Below are 17,494 nucleotides of genomic sequence, written 5' to 3' on the forward strand. Positions count from 1 at the left end.
GGACGCGGTGAGGGTGATTCGGCGTCGCCGCGCCGGTCACATACCCTATTCGGGTGACTGAAGCAGAGACCCGCCAGAGCCCCCGCCAGGATTTCCACAGCGCAGAGCCGCTGACCGCACCCGGAGAGATCCTCCACACCGGTGCGGCTGAGTATCCCGGTCTGGACACCTGGCGGTCCCTGACGCTCGCCCAGCAGCCCGACTGGCGCTCCCACGAGGACTTCGACGCCGCCTACCAGCAGCTCTCCGACAACCCGCCCCTGGTCTTCGCCGGTGAGGTCGACCGGCTCAAGCGCCGCCTGGCCGCAGTCGCCCAGGGAGAAGCGTTCCTGCTTCAGGGCGGAGACTGTGCTGAGGTCTTCGATGAGATCACCGCCGACCGCATCTCCGGGAAGATCAAAACCATCCTGCAGATGGCCGTGGTCCTCACCTACGGCGCCTCCGTGCCCGTGGTGAAGATGGGCCGCATGGCCGGTCAGTACGCCAAGCCCCGCTCCTCCGATGAGGAGACCCGCGACGGTGTGACCCTGCCGTCCTTCCGCGGCGACATCGTCAACCAGTACGAGTTCACCGAAGAGGCCCGCATCCCGGACCCCAAGCGGATGCTCACCGCGTACAACAAGTCCGCGGCCACCCTGAACCTGATCCGCGCCTTCACCGAGGGCGGCTTCGCCGACCTGCGGGCGGTCCAGCAGTGGAACAAGGGCTTCATGGACAACCCCGCCCACGCCCAGTACCAGCAGCTCGCCGGTGAGGTGGAGCGGGCCGTGAAGTTCATGCATGCGGCCGGGGTCTCCTCCGACTCTCTGAAGCGCACCGAGTTCTACGTAGGACACGAGGGCCTGCTGCTGGACTACGAACGCGCCCTGACCCGCATCGACTCACGCACCGGCGCGCCCTACGTGACCTCCGGGCACTTCATCTGGATCGGGGAGCGCACCCGCGAGCTCGACGGCGCCCACGTGGACTACCTGAGCCGGGTCCGCAACCCCATCGGCATCAAACTGGGGCCCTCCACCACCCCGGAGACCGCCCTGCAGCTGATCGACAAGATCGACCCGGAGCGGGAGCCCGGCCGGCTGACCTTCATCACCCGGTTCGGGGCGTCCAAGATCCGCGACGGCCTGCCCCCGGTGGTTGAGGCGGTGCGCGACGCCGGCCATCAGCCGGTGTGGGTGACCGACCCCATGCACGGCAACAACATCAACTCCGCCAACGGGTACAAGACCCGCCGCTTCGACGACATCATGGACGAGGTGCGCGGGTTCTTCGAGGTCCACAAGGCCGCCGGCACCTACCCGGGCGGCGTGCACGTGGAGATGACCGGCGACGACGTCGCTGAGTGCATCGGCGGCTCGGACCCGATCGACGAGTCCGCGTTCGACGACCGCTACGAGTCCCTGGTGGACCCCCGCCTGAACCACAAGCAGTCCCTCGAGCTGGCCTTCCTCCTCGCCGAGTCCCTCAAAGGCGTGAAGTAGGGGGAGGGGCTACTCCCCGCCTCCGCCGAGGGAGGGGATGATGGAGGGGCTGATGCCCAGCTGGTAGGCGATCAGCATCACCACGGCGAGCACAATCATCAGGACCGCCACCGCAATGCCCTGCCGGGCAGGGGTGGGGGCCGCCAGCTGCGCCGCAGGCCGCTGACGGTCCTTCTTGGTGGAGCCCACCTGGACCCGCCCCTGCGTCCCGCTCCCTGGGCGGGACCGTGCCGCGCTGTGCACCCCCGTGTCGTCATCACTGATGCCCAGACGCCCCGGCAGCGGAACCTCGGCCACCGTCTGGCGCTCCTCCTCGCCCAACGTCGAGGAGGCCCTGGGGCGCGGGGGAGCGGACTTCGCCGTTCCCAGCGCCGTCGTCACGTCCTCATCCCAGCTGCTCGGCTCCACGGTGGTGGGGAAGTCCTCCACCGAACTCATCAGCTGAGTGCGGTCATCGTCACCGGGGGGCGGGGGGCCGGCGTCGTCGTCCTCATCCGGCGCGTCGTCCCCAGGCTCCTCCATAGAGGGCATCGTAGCCGTCGCCGGTGCGGCCTCCTCAGCCTCCGGACGGCGGCGTGCGTGCCCCTGCTGCGCACCCCGGAAGTCCAGCTGCTCCTCGGAGAGCGAGTCCTTCGCGGCCTCCACCATCTCCAGCATCTCGTCGGCATGCTTGGGCCGCTCGCCGGGGTCCGCCTGGGTGGCGGCCCGCACCAGCTCATCCAGCTGCGCGGCCAGACCCGGCACAGAGGAGGACGGGGCCGGAACCGTGGAGTTCACGTGCTGGAACGCCACCCGCACCGGGGAATCGCCGGTGTACGGCTGCCCGCCGGTCAGCATCTCGTAGAGCAGTATCCCCAACGCGTAGATGTCCGCACGCTCATCAGCCCCCTCGCCCGAGAGCAGCTCGGGAGCGATGTAGGCAACCGTCCCCATCAGCGTCGAGGTGCCGGAGTGGTGCGTGGCAGCGCGGGCCAGCCCGAAGTCGGCGAGCTTGATGCGCCCCTCGGTGGAGACCAGTACGTTCTCCGGCTTGATGTCCCGGTGCACCAGCCCAGCTCGGTGCGCAGCGGACAGCCCGCCGAGGACAGCCTCCGTGTAGGCCAGCGCCAGCCTCGGCGTCATCGGTCCCTTCTTCAGCAGCGTCCGCAGGGTCACCCCCGGCACGTACTCCATGACCATGTACGCGGTCTCGCGGGTCTGGCCCTGGTCGAGGACCTGCACCACGTTCGGGTGGGCCAGCCGGGCCGAGTTGCGGGCCTCGTTCTCGAAGCGGGTGACCACTTTGCGGTCCTCCGCCATGTGGGGGAACAGCACCTTGACCGCGACGTCGCGGTTCAGCCGCTCGTCGCGCGCCCGGTACACGGTGGACATTCCGCCACGGGCGATCCGGTCCTGGATCCGGTACCGGCCGTCGATGGTCGAACCGATCCAGCTGCTCTCTTCACTCACGGGATTCAGAGTAACGTGCCGTCAGGACGCAGTCAGTCAGACCCTACGACGTGCGGGCTGTGAGCCGCCGCGCGACCCGGTCGAAGTCCGCCGCCACCGTGGGGGAGACCCCCAGGTCCGGCAGGCGGCGCGCCACCCCGGCAGACTGGTCGGTGAGCCGGGTGATCTCATCCTCCACGAGCGTCATCGCACCCGAGGCGGCGAGGATGTCACGGGCCTCCGCGACGTCGTGCTCGGTCAGCTCCGGGTCTCCCAGCATCGCCTCAAGCCGCTGAGCCTCAGCAGCGGAGGAGCGGTGCAGCCCGTAGGCAATCAGCTCGGTCCGCTTGCCCTCCCGCAGGTCGTCCCCCACCGGCTTGCCGGTGACCTTAGGGTCCCCGAAGACCCCCAGGAGGTCATCCCGCAGCTGAAACGCCTCCCCGAGGGGAAGAGCCGCCTCGGAGAGGGTACGCAGCAGCTCGTCGCTGCCGCCGGCGAGTGCGCAGCCCAGCGCGATCGGGTATTCCGTGGAGTACTTCGCGGCCTTGTGCCGCAGCACGTTCCGTGCCTGCTTGACGGCCTGCTCCTCGTTCTCCGGCGCGGAGGCCACTTCGGAGAGGACATCCAGGTACTGGCCGGTGATCACCTCAGTGTGCATCCGGCGAAAGGCGCCGCGCGCGGCGGCGGTCGGGGAGCCGGCGGACTCGTGTGCGCCGTCGAATGCCTCCGAAGCCCAGGACAGTGAGAGGTCGCCGGTGAGGATCGCCCCGCTGGTGCCGAAATGCGGTGCCGAGCCCGCGTAGCCGCGGTTGGTGTGCAGCTGCGCGAACCGGACGTGCGCGCTGGGCTGGCCCCTCCGGGTGGAGGACCGGTCGATGACATCGTCGTGGACGAGCGCTGCCGCTTGGAACAGCTCCAGCGCCACACCAAGCTCGATGAGCGGCTGAGGCGGGTGCGCCGCATCACCGGAGGCGGCCCGCCAGCCGATCCAGGCCAGCACCGGACGCAGCTTCTTGCCGCCGGAGGTCAGCGCCAGCAGCGACTCCGCCAGCGGCCCCGCCTCCGCGGAGATCTTCACCATCTCGGAACGCTTCTGGTGCAGCACCTGCTCCAGCCGGGCGTTCACCGCCGCCACATACTCCTCCTGGGCGGGGCTGGCCTTCTCGGCGGCCTCCGTCTCCGGGGGCAGGCTCGGCTCGGGCGCGGACGTGTCGGCAGGGTCTGCAGGGGCGGCGGCTTCAGGTCGGGCGGCATGTCCGGAGGTGGGCATACCCTGATCCTATGGCTTCTGAGCGGTGTCCCGACGTCGGACGTGCCGGGGACGGCGTGCGCTCGCCGGTCATCGCGCATGTAGACATGGATGCCTTCTACGTGGAGGCCGAGCTGCTGGGCAGGCCGGAGCTTCGCGGCCGCAAGCTGATCGTCGCGGCGGCGGGCCGCTCCGTGGTGCTGTCCGCCTCCTACGAGGCGAGGGCGGACGGTGTGCGCTCGGCGATGCCGCTGTCCCGCGCCCAGCAGATCAGTCCGCAGTCGCTGGTGCTGGAGCCGCACATGGGGCTCTACCGGGAGCTCTCGGCCGGAATCATGGCCTATTTCGACACGATCACCGCCGCCAAGGAGCAGCTCAGCGTGGACGAGGCGTTCCTGGACCTCACGGGCGCGCAGCGGCTGATGGGCTCTCCGCAGCGCATGGGGGAGCGGCTGCGCACCGATATCCGCGCCCAGTTCGGACTGCCGGCCTCGGTGGGGATCGCTGACCGGAAGTTCATCGCCAAGATCGCCTCCCAGCGGGCCAAGCCGGACGGACTGCTGCTGGTCCCGCCCGCCGCACGGCTGCGTTTTCTGCATTCCCTTCCGGTGAACGCGCTGTGGGGCGTGGGGGCGAAGACTGCCGCCGCCCTGGAGCAGATCGGCCTGCGCACCGTGGAGCAGGTTGCCCAGACTCCGCGCGAGGCCCTCAAGCAGCGGTTCGGGGCCACGGGCGAGCATCTGCATGACCTCGCGTGGGGGCACGACTCCCGTCCGGTCATCCCGCACCGGGAGGAGAAGAGCATCGGTGCGGAGGAGACCTTCGAGGCAGACCTCAGCGAGGACGCCGACCTCCACGCGGAGCTGCTGGACATGGCCCACCGGGTGGCCGCCCGGCTGCGCGCCGCAGAAGCTTCCGCCCAGGGGGTCGCCCTGAAGCTGCGGTACAAGGACTTCACCACCCTGACCCGCTCATCCACTCTCCACCACCCCACTCAGTCGGCCCCCGTCCTCTATGATCAGGCCCGCCGCCTGCTGGCCGGGCTGGGGGAGCGGCCCCAGCCGGTGCGCCTGGTGGGGCTGCGCGCCGAGAGGCTCAGCCGCGACGCCGCAGAGCTGCAGCTGGCCCTGGCCCTGGACGCCGATGCCGAGCATTCTGCCGAGCAGGCCGGGGCGTGGGTGCAGGCCGAGCAGGCGCTCGATGCGGTGGCCCACCGGTTCCCGAAAGCGAGGGTCCAGCCTGCCTCAGTGATGCGGCGCCATGCGCGCGGGCAGCCAGGCTGAATCCTGGGGGCCGGCTGTGAGTCTGCCCCCAAGTTGCTGTCGTCATGCGTTACAGCTATGTCACGCACGGCCTGAACCTATAGACTGATGGGCCTAAGCCTGACGACCGTCGAACTGAGGAGCACAGGATGGCACTCTCGGAGCGCGAGCAGCGTTTGCTGCAGGAGCTGGAGGAGCAGCTCCAGACCGAGGACCCCAGCTTCGCCAGCCAGCTCCAGGAGCCGGCCGGCGGACGGTTCAACGTGCGCAACCTGGTGCTCGGCCTGCTGCTCGCAGTGGGCGGCATCGGCGTGCTGCTGCTGGGCATCTACCAGCAGTGGATCCCGGTGGGCATCCTCGGCTTCATCCTGATGGGCCTGGGCGGCTACTTCGCCACCACCGGCGGCTCTGCCCAGGGCGAGGCCCCCGAGCAGGGCGGCAATGGCGGAAACGGGGGCGGCGGCGGAGGCGGCGGCCCTCGGAGCTCGACCCCCACTCCGTCCGGGGGCTTCATGACCTCGCTTGAGGAGAAGTGGGACCAGCGCCGCAACCAGTCCTGACCCCTCCACTCTCCACCACCTCAGAGCCCCTCCCGCGCGGAGGGGCTCTTTTCATGCCCGCAGGGCACTGTGCGCCCCTCCGCCCTCCACCGGCTGCCCCACTTTGCTCCCCGCCGCGCCCCAACCGGCTGCTCCTGCGCAAAACTGCTGGTCAGAAACGGGCAGGGCGCAATGTTTCGCTGATCGGAAGCTGCTCCCGCGAGCCCCTGCATCACGCGGAACCGGTGGGAATGGTGGCACGGTGGGGGAAAGTGGAGTAAAGTGGAGCGCGATGGGAAGACGAGACCCCTGATCGACGAAGCGTGGAGGTGGGTGCATGTTCCTCGGCACTCACAGCCCTCGCCTCGACGAGAAGGGGCGCCTCATCCTGCCCGCCAAGTATCGGGACCAGCTCGCGGACGGGCTGGTGCTGACTCGGGGGCAGGAGCGCTGCATCTACGTGTTCAGCACGGAGGAGTTCACCAACGTGCATCAGCAGATGCGCAAGGCGCCTCTGACCTCCCGTCAGGCACGCGACTACATCCGCGTGTTCCTCTCCGGGGCCTCAGACGAGACCCCGGACAAGCAGGGCAGGATCACCATCCCGCCCGGTCTGCGGGAATACGCCGGCCTGGACCGCGAGGTCACAGTCATCGGCGCGGGAGACCGCGCTGAGATCTGGGACACCACGGCCTGGAACTCCTACCTGGAGGAGAAGGAGAGCGAGTTCTCATCCACCGATGAGGAAGCGATCCCCGGACTCTTCTAGGAATGAATATGAGAGCACACGGTTTTTGGGCCAGCTCTCCTGCCGCCCGGCACCACCTGACTTCTCTTCCCCGATGTCAGGCGGAGTCGGAGCGGAAGGGGAGCTGGCTCAAGAAAGTTCACGCCACGGGAGGTCCTATGGTCAGCGCCGAACCACGCGCCGCCGGCGACCGTCACACCCCCGTGATGCTCCGCCGCTGCATGGAGCTGCTCACCGAGCACCTCTCCTCCGATGACGCTGATGCGGTCCTCATCGATGCCACCCTCGGCATGGGAGGCCACACTGAGGCGCTCCTCGAAGCCCACCCCGCCGCCACCGTCATCGGCATCGACCGCGACCCCCAGGCACACCGCATCGCAGGCAGACGCCTCGCCCGCTTCGGGGATCGGTTCCAGCCGGTCCGTGCCGTCTACGACAGCCTCCCGCGCATCGCCGAGGAGCTGAGCCCCAATCAGCAGATCAAGGGCATCCTCTTCGACCTCGGAGTCTCCTCGCTGCAGCTGGACGAGGCAGACCGCGGCTTCGCCTACTCCTACGACGCTCCGCTCGACATGCGGATGAACGCCGCCGAAGACTCCGAGGACCCCACCGCCGCTGAGCTCCTCGCCGAGATCAGCGAGGACGAGCTGCGACGCATCCTCAGAGCCTACGGAGAGGAGAGATTCGCAGGGCGCATCGCCCGGCGCATCGTCGAACAGCGGAACGTCCAGGGGCTGACTACCACCAAGCAGCTCGCCGACGTCGTCGACTCCGCCGTGCCCGCCGCGGCCAAACGAACCGGCGGCCACCCCGCCAAACGGACCTTCCAGGCCGTCCGGATCGCCGTGAACCAGGAGCTTGACGTGCTTGAAGCAGCCCTGCCCGCGGCCTGCGACGCCGTCGCCCTCGGCGGCCGGGTCGCGGTGCTCAGCTACCACTCGTTGGAGGACCGACTCACCAAGCAGGCCTTCGCCCAGCGGACCACCTCATCCGCCCCCCTCGGGCTTCCCGTGGAGCTCGAGGAGCACAAGCCCACCTTCCGCAGCCTCACCCGCGGGGCCGAGACCCCTGCGGCGGAGGAGACCGCCACCAACCCCCGGGCCGCCTCCGCCAAGCTGCGGGCGGCAGAGAAGATCAGACTCACGGCAAGGAGCACCGCATGAGCGTCCAGCCGGTCGGCGGCCTCCGCCAGAGCGACAGCACCCAGGACAGCGGGGCAGGGAAGCGCCCCAGCCTCAAAGCGCTGCCGAAGGTGAGACGCCGCCAGCGCGGCATGATCGCAGGCGCGATCGTCCTGCTCGCCGCAGCGCTTGCCGCCGTCCTCGGGGTGAACATCCACGTGGCCAACAGTCAGTACCAGGTGGTCCAGATGCAGAACGAGCACCGCACCCTGGTCCAGCAGAACCAGGCACTCACCCAGCAGGTCCAGCACCGCGAGTCCCCGCAGACCCTGGCGGACTCCGCCGTCGGCCTCGGGCTCGTCATGCCCGCCGCCGCGGGCACCATCGACGCCGCCACCGGCGAGGTCGTCTCCGAGGGCGAGGCCGCCGAGCGCGGCGACCAGCCGACCAGCTTCGTGGACGCCGCCGCCGCCCCCGGCGGAGAGCCCGCCGCCAGCACAGATGTCTCTGAGTACGCCGCAGAGGCCCCCAGCGGCCTCCTCGGCACCGGCGCGTTGAACACGCTCAGCCACGGGCCCACCAGTGACAATGATCAGGGTGAGCAGGATCTCCACGAGGGGCACATCCCGGCCCCCTCGCTGAGCAACTGACCCTCACGCCAGCCGCACCACCGCCGACTGACGAGCAGAACTGAAAGGCCGCCCCCGCTCCCATGGCAGCGCAGTCCAAAAGCACCGAGCAGCAGGCCCGCAGCAAGCGGCTCTCCTTCCGTCTGCGCATCGGCCTGGCCGTGGCTCTGATGATGATGGTGCTGCTGGGCGGACGGCTCTTCCAGGTTCAAGGCCTGGACATGGACGGGCACGCCCAGGAAGCCGTCTCCGAGCGGCTGCGCACCGTGCCGCTGCCCGCTGAGCGCGGCGACATCCTCGACACCGAAGGGCGAGTCATGGCCTCCTCGGTGGAGCGCTACGACATCGTCGTCGACCCCCGCCTGACCGAGGACTACACCGTCTACGACGAGGACTCCGGCCTGCGCCTGCCCATCACCGTGCGGGAGACCGCTGAGGAGCTCGCCCGGATCCTCGAGTCCGACGCTGATGACATCGAAGAGCGGATGACCCGCGACCCCGAGGAATACCACTGGGTGCCGCTGGCCCGCTCGGTCACCCCCGAGCAGCGTTCCCAGGTGATGGAGCTTCAGGCGCCCGGCATCTCCGCCGAGCCGCAGTCGGCCCGCACCTACCCGGCAGGGCCGGTGGCAGGATCCATCGTTGGGTTCGTCGGCTCCGACGGGCCCCTGGAAGGTGTCGAGGCCGTCCACGACGAGCAGCTCACCGGTGAGGACGGTGAGCGGATCTACGAGGTCGGTGCCGACGGCGTCCGCATCCCCACCGCCACCTACGAGGACATCCCCGCCGAGGACGGTCAGGACGTCCGGCTGACCATCGACCAGGACCTGCAGTGGTTCGCCCAGGAGTCCATCGCCTCCAAGGCCAATACGTACAACGCCCAGTGGGGCAACGCCACCGTGGTGGACCTGCGAGAGGGCAGCGAGGGCGAGATCCTCGCCATGGCCGACTCCGGCCTCGTGGACCCCTCCGCCCCGGGGGAGGCCGACGAGCTCTTCCGGACGCCGCTCGCCCTGGCCCAGAGCTTCGAGCCCGGCTCGGTCGGCAAGACCATCACCTTCGCCGCCGCGCTGGAGGAGGGCGTCGTGGATCCTGAGAGCAGCTTCAGCGTGGGGGACCGCCACACCGTCGACGGCGAGACCATCCAGAACGCCACCCGCCACGAACAGTTCGACATGACCACTGCCGGCATCTACGCCCGGTCCTACAACACCGGCACCGTGATGATCGGCGACGAGCTCTCCGAGCAGCAGCGCTACGACTGGATGCAGAAGGCGGGCCTCGGCCAGCCGATCGACATCGGCCTCGGCATCGAGGGCCAGGGAACCCTGCGGCCGCCGGAGGAGTGGGACAACCGCCAGCCGCTCTCCACCCAGTTCGGCCAGGGCTATGAGACCACCGTGCTGCACAACGTGCAGATGCACGCGATGCTCGCCACGGACGGGGTGAACCACCCGCTGCGGATCGTGGACTCCTACGTGGACCCGGACGGCACCGAGCACCCCGTGGAGACCGAGGCTGAGCGGGTCTTCTCCTCCGAGACCTCCGAGGACATGCTGCGGCTGATGGAGGGCGTCGTCGACTACGGCACCGGGCAGGGCGCCCAGATCGAGGGGTACCGGGTCGGCGGCAAGACCGGCACCGCCCAGGCCGCGGGAGAAGGCGGAGGGTTCGACGGCTACACCATCAGCTTCGTCGGCGTCGCCCCCGTCGAGGACCCGCAGTTCCTCACCTCCATCACCATCCACCGTCCCAGCGGCCAGTACGGGGACTGGGATCTCTCCGACACCTTCCAGGAGATCATGGAGCACACCCTCTCCAGCTACGAGGTCCCGCCCACCGACGACGAGTCCGGCGCCTATGATGGTTTCGTGGGCGAACGACAGGACTACCCGTGGTGAGAGAAGGCGCGCTGGCCGCCACGGTCAGCGACCTGGTGGAGCATCTCACCAGTGAGGGACACGACCCCATCCTCAGCCCCAGCTCCGGGGCCGCGGAGCAGATCCGGCTGACCGGCGCCGGGATGAGGCCGCAGCAGATCCAGTCCGGCGACCTCTTCATCGCCGTCCGAGGCGCCCGCGCTCACGGAGCCGACTTCATCGACGACGCCGCCCGGTCCGGTGCGGCCGCCGTCCTCACCGACGCCGCCGGGATGGCCAAAGTCCGGGACGCGCTGGGCTACAGCATCCCGGTGATCGAGGTGGACCGGGTGCGCGACGCCGCAGGTCCGGCCGCCGCAGTCATCTACGGCACCACCGCCACCTCGGATCCGTCCCTGTTCGGGGTGACCGGCACCAACGGGAAGACCACCACCACCTACTTCCTGCGCTCCCTGCTCTCCGCGGTGCTCGCCCCCCAAGGCCGCAGCACCGGGCTGATCGGCACCATCGAGATCGCCGCGGGCGCCGCCCCGGAGACCTCGGAGCGGATCGCCTCCGATATGACCACCCCCGAGGCGCCGGCTCTGCACGGCCTGATGCACCGGTTCCGTGCGGAGAACGTGGCCGCCGCGGCGATGGAGGTCTCCAGCCACGCGATCAGCTACAAGCGGATATCCGGGCTGCACTTCGACGTGGCCGGCTTCACCAACCTCACCCAGGACCACCTGGACCTCCATGGCGGCATGGAGGAGTACTACGCGGCCAAGGCAGAGCTGTTCTCCCGGTCCCGGACCCGCACCAGCGTGATCACCGTGGATGACTCCTGGGGCCATCGGATGGCAGCCGAAGCAACCGGCCGGGTCATCACCCTGGCCACCACGGGCACTCCGACGGACGCGCACTGGTCGGTCACTGACGTTGAGCCATCCGGCCTCGGCAGCGCGTTCACTCTGAGCAGCACGCACACAGGGGAGCGCATCCGCACCTCAACCGCTCTGCCGGGAGACTTCAATGTCTCCAACGCAGCCCTGGCCGCCGTCATGGTGCTGGAGGCGGCTGCGGACCCTGAGCGGCCGCAGGTGTTCGCACGGGGCGAGGTGGTCCGCGCGCTCCAGGAGCAGCGGCCCTTCGACGTCGCCGTTCCCGGCCGGATGCAGGTGGTCTGTCGGCAGCCGGCGGCCATCGTGGACTTCGCGCACAACCCGGACGCGATGATCCGAGCACTGCAGGCCGTCCGCGGTCCGGAGCGCACCGGCAGGCTGATCCTGGTGATCGGCGCCGCGGGGGAGCGGGACGTCAGCAAGCGCCCCACCATGGGTGCGATCGCCGCCCGCATGGCCGACCATGTGATCATCAGCGACGATGACCCCCACGGTGAGGACCCCGCCGAGATCCGCGCCGGGCTGCTCGACGGCGCCCGGGATGCCATCAGCGGCGGTGACCTCAGCACTCACCTGGAGGAGGTCGTTCCGCGCGCGGCCGCGGTGCAGGCCGCCGTGGACGCCGCAGGGCCCGAGGACACGATCCTGCTGGCCGGCCGCGGCCACGAGGACCACCAGGATGTGGCCGGGGAGCGGGTCGACGTCGACGACCGGGTCGAGCTGGCGCGTGCCCTGACAGAGCGCGGCTTCCCATGCAGCGGGTTTGCCCCGGGGTCGGATTCAGGGCAGGGTGTCGGCTCATGATCGCGCTCACCGCAGCAGAGATCGCCTCAGCAGTCGGCGGCCGCCTCCGCGGCGTCCCCGCCCCTGAGTCGCTGACCGTCACCCACGCGGACACGGATTCCCGCAGCATGCGGGCAGACTCCCTGTTCATCGCCAAGCCCGGCGAGACCACCGACGGCCACCTGTTCATCGACTCGGCGCTCGAGGCCGGAGCCGTCCTCGTGCTCGCCGAGCGTGACACCCAAAGCGGCGCCGGAGACCCTCACCCGGCTGTCATCGTCGATGACGTCGTCACCGCGATGGGCTCGCTGGCCTCGGAGATCGTCCGCCGCATCCGCGCACACTCCGAGACCACCGTCATCGGAATCACCGGCTCGGCCGGGAAGACCACCGCCAAGGACCTGCTGAAGACGCTCCTCGAAGCCGAAGGGCCCACTGCGGCGCCCCAGGGCTCCTACAACGGCGAGGTCGGCGTGCCGCTGACGATCTTCACCGCGGAGCTGGGCACCCGGTACCTCGTGGTGGAGATGGGAGCGGACGCGCCCGGCAATATTGCTCAGCTGTGCGAGATGGTCCGCCCAGACATCGGCGTGGTGCTGATGGTCGGCTCCGCCCATGCCGGCAAGTTCGGAGGCGCGGACAGGATCGCCCGGACCAAGGGTGAGCTCGCCGAATGCGCCTCCGCGCACGTCATCCTCAACGCCGACGACACGCAGGTCGCCGCGATGGCTGAGCGCGCCGCGGCCCCCGTCACATGGTTCGGGGAGTCGCCCGATGCGGAGATCCAGGCGCAGGACGTCATCACCGACGCGGCCGGCCATCCGATCTTCACGCTGGCCCACCACGACTCCGACTCCGCCTCCTCCGAGGGATGGCGGATCACCAGCGGGCTGACCGGCGCCCACCACGTCACCAATCTGCTCGCCGCCGCTGCCGCCGCCCACCGGGCCGGCGCGGACCTGCAGAGCATCGCCGCCGCCCTCGACGGGCTCGGCCCTGCAAGCCGCTGGCGCATGGAGCGCACCGAGCGGGCCGACGGCGTCACCATCATCAACGACGCCTACAACGCCAACCCGGAGTCCATGCGCGAGGCCCTGAAGACGCTCGCGCGCCTGGCCCGGCCCGAGGAGGGTCAGGACCGGCGAGCCGTCGCAGTCCTCGGTGCCATGCTGGAGCTCGGCGCGGAGCACAACATCGCCCACATCCGCACCGGGGAGACCGTGGTCCGGCTGAACATCGACCAGACCCTGGTGGTCGGCGACGACGCCTACCCGCTCTACCGCGGCGCCGTGGCGGAGGGCTCCTGGAACGAGGAGGCCCACTGGGTGCCCACCGCCGAGGAGGCGGAGGCCTGGCTGCGGGAGAACCTGCGCCCCGGGGACATCGTGCTGTTCAAGTCCTCCAACGGCGCAGGCCTTAGACTGCTGGGCGACCGTGTGGCCGGAAGGAAGGATGCCGAGTGATCGCCGTCGTCATCGGTGCCATCCTGGGGCTGCTGCTGACCCTGTTCGGCACGCCCCTCTTCATCCGGTTCCTGGAGGGCCGGGGGTACGGCCAATTCATCCGTGACGACGGGCCCACCAGCCACCACGTCAAGCGGGGCACCCCCACGATGGGCGGTGCGGTGATCATCCTGGCGGTGCTGCTGGCCTACGGGATCTCCCACGGCATCATGCTTCTCTTCGGCGAGCCCAACGCCGGGCCCACCGTCTCCGGTCTGCTCCTGCTGCTGCTGATGGTCGGCATGGGGATGGTCGGGTTCTTCGACGACGCCGCCAAGATCACCAAGAAGCAGTCCCTGGGGCTCGGCCCGTGGTCGAAGATCATCGGCCAGCTGAGCGTGGGCTCCGCCTTCGGCGTGATGGCGCTGCTGTTCCCCGACTCGCAGGGCCGGACCCCGGGCTCCACGATGGTGTCCTTCGCCCGGGAGATCCCCTGGCTGGACTTCGCCGTCTTCGGGACGATCATCGGCGCGATCCTGTTCGTCATCTGGGCGAACCTCATCAACACTGCCGCCACGAACGCGGTGAATCTCACCGACGGGCTGGACGGCCTGGCCGCCGGCGCTGCCGGGATGCTCGCCGCCGCGTATACGATCATGTCGATCTGGCAGTACAACCAGTCCTGCGGCCGGGGCGGCTCGGTGGAGGCCGTCTGCTACGAAGTCCGCGACCCCATGGACCTGGCGATGCTCGCCGCCACGATCACCGGCGCGCTGATCGGGTTCCTCTGGTGGAACACCAAGCCGGCCAAGATCTTCATGGGCGACACCGGCTCGCTCGCCCTCGGCGGCGCCCTCGCCGGCTTCGCGATCCTCACTCACACCCAGCTGCTGTTCGTCATCCTGGGCGGGCTGTTCGTCATCATCACCTGCTCGGTGATCCTTCAGGTCGGCTACTTCAAGCTCTCCGGCGGCAAGCGCATCTTCAAGATGGCGCCGCTGCAGCACCACTTTGAGCTCAAGGGCTGGGCCGAGGAGACCGTCGTGGTCCGCTTCTGGATCATCGCCGCCCTCTTCGTCGGCCTCGGCATGGCCATCTTCTACGGAGAGTGGGTGTTCACCCAGTGAACGCTCTCGACGAGCTTCGGGGCTGGAAGGCTCCGGGCTGGAACGGCCTGCGGGCTCTGGTGACAGGCCTGGGCGTCACCGGGTTCTCCGCCGCGGACACCCTGGCCGAGCTGGGCGCCGAGGTGATCGTCGTCGACGCGAAGTCCAGTGAGAAGAAGCAGAACGACGCCGAGACGCTGCGCATTGTCGGGGTGAAGGGCATCCGCTTCGGCGAGGAGGCGACCTCCTCGATCCGCCACTTCGCCGACGGCGCGGCGCCGGATCTTGTGATCACCTCTCCGGGCTGGCGGCCGGACTCCGCCCTGATCTCTGCCGCAGCCGAGGCCGGCGTCCCCGTATGGTCGGACATTCAGCTGGCCCACCGGCTGGGCCCCCGCCCTGAGGCGCTCGCGGCCCGCGGCGCGCCGGTCTGGCTGACCGTGACCGGCACCAACGGCAAGACCACCACTGTCAGCCTGCTGGAGCAGATGCTCATCGCCGACGGTCGCCGGGCGGCGGCCTGCGGCAACATCGGCATGCCCATCCTGGACGCTGTCCGGGACCCAGAAGGCTTCGACGCTCTGGCCGTGGAGCTCTCCAGCTTCCAGCTCCACTACACCGAGCCGCTGGACGCCACGGCATCGGCGGTGCTGAACATCGCCGAGGATCACGTCGACTGGCACGGCACCCGCCAGAGCTACGCCGCCGACAAGGCCAAGATCTATGAGCGCACCCGGGTCGCCTGCGTCTACAACGCCGCCGATGCCGCCACCGGCCACATGGTGGCCGGGGCCGACGTCGTCGAAGGATGCAGGGCCATCAGCTTCGCCGCTGACACCCCCGAGATGTCCCAGCTGGGCCTGGTCCTCTCTGAGGACGGTGCCGCCGGCGAGGACGGCGGGGGGATCCTCGTCGACCGGGCCTACCTGGACAACCGGCGCCACGAGGCGATTGAGCTTGCGACCCTCGCGGACTTCAACGGTCTGGCGCCGAAGCACCTGGTGGAGAACGCGCTGGCCGCCGCAGCCCTTGCCCGCGCCGCCGGAGTCGCCCCCGAGAGCGTCCGCGCCGGCATCCGCGCCTACGAGGCCGGCGACCACCGGATCCAACCGGTCGCCAAGCAGGACGGCATCCTGTGGGTCAACGACTCCAAGGCGACCAACCCCCACGCAGCCCGGGCGTCCCTGGCCGCCTTCGGCGAGGTCGTCTGGATCGCCGGAGGCCTGCCCAAAGGCATGGACTACGACGCGCTGGTGGAATCGGTCGGAGGCCGGCTGCGCCACGTCATTCTGCTGGGCACAGACTCTTCCCAGCTGGCGGCCAGCCTCGCACGACACGCCCCCCAGGTGCCGGTGACCGCAGGGTTCGACGGCGAAGATGGTGAGCAGGCGATGGCTGAGGCCGTGGCCGCTGCGCACAGGGAGGCACAGCCCGGGCAGACCGTGCTGCTGAGCCCGGCGGCGGCGTCCATGGACCAGTTCGCCTCCTACGCCGCCCGCGGCGAGGCCTTCATCCGGGCCGTCGCGGCTATGATCGATCACGACGACGAGTAACCCCAGGAGGGGGCTGAGTTGACCACCACCGCCCGCCCCAGCCTGACAGCCGTCGAGGACCAGGAGCCGGAGATCTCCGACGGCTCCGCGGGCCGGGCCTGGCGGGCCGAGCGCCACGAGCGCCGCCGCCAGCGGATCCGCAGCCTCTGGCAGTTCTTCGAGGGCGGGAACCCCTACACCAACTACTGGCTGGTCCTCGGCGCCACCGTGGCCCTGGCCGCCATCGGCCTGACGATGGTGCTGTCCTCCACCTCGGTGGACGCCGCCGGCAACGTCTTCACCACCTTCACCCGGCAGGCTTCCTGGGCGGGGCTCGGCGTCGTCGGCATGTTCATGATGACCCTGGTGCCCACCCGCTGGCTGGGCGGCATCGGCTGGGCGATGATGCTCATCTCCGCGGTGATGCTGTGCCTGGTGGCGTTCACTCCGCTGGGCTCCACCGCCGGCGGCTCCACCAACTGGCTGGAGATCGGCCCGGTCCGCGGTCAGCCCTCCGAGGTCGCCAAGCTCGCCCTGATCCTCTGGGGATCCTCGGTGCTGGCCACCAAGGGCAGGCTCGTGGAGCGGTTCACCCACTGGATGATGCCGTTCGTGGCGCCCGGCGCCCTGACCGTGCTGGTGCTGGTGCTCGCCGGCGGCGACCTCGGCACCAGCATCGTCATCACGGTGATTGTGGGAACCCTGCTCTTCGCAGCGGGGGTGAAGATGCGCTACTTCCTCATCGCAGCCGGGGGAGCGGTCGCGGCGATCGGCCTGCTGATGTGGATGACCCCGTACCGGATGATGCGGGTCTACGCGTGGCTGGGCATGAACTGCGACCACCCCAGCGAGCCGTGCCACCAGACCGAACAGGGATTCTACGCCCTGGCATCCGGCGGGTTCTGGGGGGTGGGCCTGGGCCAGTCCCGGCAGAAGTGGGCCTACATCCCCGAGGTGGAGAACGACTTCATCTTCACCATCATCGGCGAGGAGCTGGGTCTGCTGGGCACCGTGCTGGTGCTGGGCCTGTTCATGATGCTGGTCATCGGGATCTTCCGGATCGCCTCGGCCTCCGAGGACCAGTTCGTCCGGCTGGTGTGCATCGGCATCGCCGCCTGGCTGGTGGGCCAGGCCTTCATCAACATCGCCATGGTCACAGGTGCCATCCCGGTGGTGGGCGTGCCGCTGCCGTTCATCTCCTACGGAGGCTCGGCGCTGACGATGGCGATGCTCGCCGTCGGGGTCATCCTCAACTTCGCCCGCCGCCAGCGCCTCCAGGCGATGCGGCCCAAGGCGCCCCGCGGCGCGAAGGCGAAGAGGCTGCGGGGCACTACACTGTCATCGCCGAAGGCCTGAGGCGGCCTCGAATCCCCGTACCCGCCCAATCTGACCGCTGAAGAACCGCACAGGAGC

At 69.6% G+C, this 17,494-nt stretch carries 14 protein-coding genes; 12 read left to right on the forward strand and 2 right to left on the reverse strand.

Going from position 1 to position 17,494, the window contains the following annotated elements; translation table 11 throughout:
* Positions 1 to 53 precede the first annotated feature (53 nt).
* On the forward strand, positions 54 to 1,481 hold the full coding sequence (locus FWJ47_RS05900; protein ID WP_425465995.1) for a class II 3-deoxy-7-phosphoheptulonate synthase: 1,428 nt from the start codon (positions 54 to 56) through the stop codon (positions 1,479 to 1,481).
* Between the two features lie 9 nt (positions 1,482 to 1,490).
* Here FWJ47_RS05900 and FWJ47_RS05905 read toward each other — a convergent pair whose 3' ends face one another.
* A complete protein-coding gene (locus FWJ47_RS05905) occupies positions 1,491 to 2,930 on the reverse strand; it encodes a protein kinase domain-containing protein (RefSeq protein WP_246126178.1) in 1,440 nt (479 codons plus the stop codon).
* A gap of 43 nt (positions 2,931 to 2,973) precedes the next feature.
* Positions 2,974 to 4,179, reverse strand: a complete 1,206-nt coding sequence (locus tag FWJ47_RS05910) for a polyprenyl synthetase family protein (protein ID WP_147105434.1) — start codon at positions 4,177 to 4,179, stop codon at positions 2,974 to 2,976.
* Between the two features lie 11 nt (positions 4,180 to 4,190).
* Here FWJ47_RS05910 and dinB point away from each other — a divergent pair, with 11 nt between their 5' ends.
* The 11 genes from dinB to ftsW all read left to right on the forward strand — a co-directional run bounded on the left by dinB (position 4,191) and on the right by ftsW (position 17,437).
* Complete coding sequence (gene dinB, locus FWJ47_RS05915) at positions 4,191 to 5,441, forward strand: DNA polymerase IV (RefSeq protein WP_147105437.1); 1,251 nt, start codon at positions 4,191 to 4,193, stop codon at positions 5,439 to 5,441.
* 128 nt (positions 5,442 to 5,569) lie between these two features.
* A complete protein-coding gene (locus FWJ47_RS05920; RefSeq protein WP_147105440.1) occupies positions 5,570 to 5,980 on the forward strand; it encodes a DUF3040 domain-containing protein in 411 nt (136 codons plus the stop codon).
* A 316-nt stretch (positions 5,981 to 6,296) separates the two neighbouring features.
* Complete coding sequence (gene mraZ, locus FWJ47_RS05925) at positions 6,297 to 6,728, forward strand: division/cell wall cluster transcriptional repressor MraZ (protein ID WP_147105443.1); 432 nt, start codon at positions 6,297 to 6,299, stop codon at positions 6,726 to 6,728.
* Positions 6,729 to 6,865: 137 nt separating this feature from the next.
* Positions 6,866 to 7,870, forward strand: coding sequence for a 16S rRNA (cytosine(1402)-N(4))-methyltransferase RsmH (rsmH, locus tag FWJ47_RS05930; RefSeq protein ID WP_147105446.1), 1,005 nt, complete (start codon positions 6,866 to 6,868; stop codon positions 7,868 to 7,870).
* A complete protein-coding gene (gene ftsL / locus FWJ47_RS05935) occupies positions 7,867 to 8,478 on the forward strand; it encodes a cell division protein FtsL (RefSeq protein ID WP_147105450.1) in 612 nt (203 codons plus the stop codon). Before rsmH ends, ftsL begins: the two co-directional genes overlap by 4 nt.
* A 62-nt stretch (positions 8,479 to 8,540) precedes the next feature.
* The gene (locus FWJ47_RS05940) at positions 8,541 to 10,358 is read left to right on the forward strand and encodes a peptidoglycan D,D-transpeptidase FtsI family protein (protein WP_147105453.1); all 1,818 of its coding nucleotides are present in this window, start codon (positions 8,541 to 8,543) and stop codon (positions 10,356 to 10,358) included.
* Positions 10,355 to 12,022, forward strand: coding sequence for a Mur ligase family protein (locus FWJ47_RS05945; protein ID WP_246126179.1), 1,668 nt, complete (start codon positions 10,355 to 10,357; stop codon positions 12,020 to 12,022). Before FWJ47_RS05940 ends, FWJ47_RS05945 begins: the two co-directional genes overlap by 4 nt.
* Positions 12,019 to 13,464 (forward strand): UDP-N-acetylmuramoyl-tripeptide--D-alanyl-D-alanine ligase, encoded by a 1,446-nt coding sequence (locus FWJ47_RS05950; RefSeq protein ID WP_147105461.1) that lies wholly within the window; start codon positions 12,019 to 12,021, stop codon positions 13,462 to 13,464. The genes FWJ47_RS05945 and FWJ47_RS05950 overlap by 4 nt, the downstream gene beginning before the upstream one ends.
* Positions 13,461 to 14,570 (forward strand): phospho-N-acetylmuramoyl-pentapeptide-transferase, encoded by a 1,110-nt coding sequence (mraY, locus tag FWJ47_RS05955; protein WP_147105464.1) that lies wholly within the window; start codon positions 13,461 to 13,463, stop codon positions 14,568 to 14,570. The genes FWJ47_RS05950 and mraY overlap by 4 nt, the downstream gene beginning before the upstream one ends.
* The gene (gene murD / locus FWJ47_RS05960; protein ID WP_147105467.1) at positions 14,552 to 16,102 is read left to right on the forward strand and encodes a UDP-N-acetylmuramoyl-L-alanine--D-glutamate ligase; all 1,551 of its coding nucleotides are present in this window, start codon (positions 14,552 to 14,554) and stop codon (positions 16,100 to 16,102) included. Before mraY ends, murD begins: the two co-directional genes overlap by 19 nt.
* Before the next feature lie 18 nt (positions 16,103 to 16,120).
* Positions 16,121 to 17,437 carry a putative lipid II flippase FtsW gene (gene ftsW, locus FWJ47_RS05965; RefSeq protein ID WP_147105470.1) on the forward strand — a complete coding sequence of 439 codons (1,317 nt, stop codon included), beginning with the start codon at positions 16,121 to 16,123 and terminating at the stop codon, positions 17,435 to 17,437.
* Positions 17,438 to 17,494 lie beyond the last annotated feature (57 nt).

The sequence above is a fragment of the Nesterenkonia populi genome, from assembly GCF_007994735.1.
GTDB lineage: Bacteria > Actinomycetota > Actinomycetes > Actinomycetales > Micrococcaceae > Nesterenkonia > Nesterenkonia populi.

Excerpts from the sequence above, each read along its gene's own strand:
- FWJ47_RS05940 (WP_147105453.1), top strand. The coding sequence starts at position 8,541 with ATGGCAGCGCAGTCCAAAAGCACCGAGCAGCAGGCCCGCAGCAAGCGG.
- FWJ47_RS05920 (WP_147105440.1), top strand. The coding sequence starts at position 5,570 with ATGGCACTCTCGGAGCGCGAGCAGCGTTTGCTGCAGGAGCTGGAGGAG.
- FWJ47_RS05910 (WP_147105434.1), bottom strand. The coding sequence starts at position 4,179 with ATGCCCACCTCCGGACATGCCGCCCGACCTGAAGCCGCCGCCCCTGCA.
- mraZ (WP_147105443.1), top strand. The coding sequence starts at position 6,297 with ATGTTCCTCGGCACTCACAGCCCTCGCCTCGACGAGAAGGGGCGCCTC.
- FWJ47_RS05950 (WP_147105461.1), top strand. The coding sequence starts at position 12,019 with ATGATCGCGCTCACCGCAGCAGAGATCGCCTCAGCAGTCGGCGGCCGC.
- rsmH (WP_147105446.1), top strand. The coding sequence starts at position 6,866 with ATGGTCAGCGCCGAACCACGCGCCGCCGGCGACCGTCACACCCCCGTG.
- dinB (WP_147105437.1), top strand. The coding sequence starts at position 4,191 with ATGGCTTCTGAGCGGTGTCCCGACGTCGGACGTGCCGGGGACGGCGTG.
- ftsL (WP_147105450.1), top strand. The coding sequence starts at position 7,867 with ATGAGCGTCCAGCCGGTCGGCGGCCTCCGCCAGAGCGACAGCACCCAG.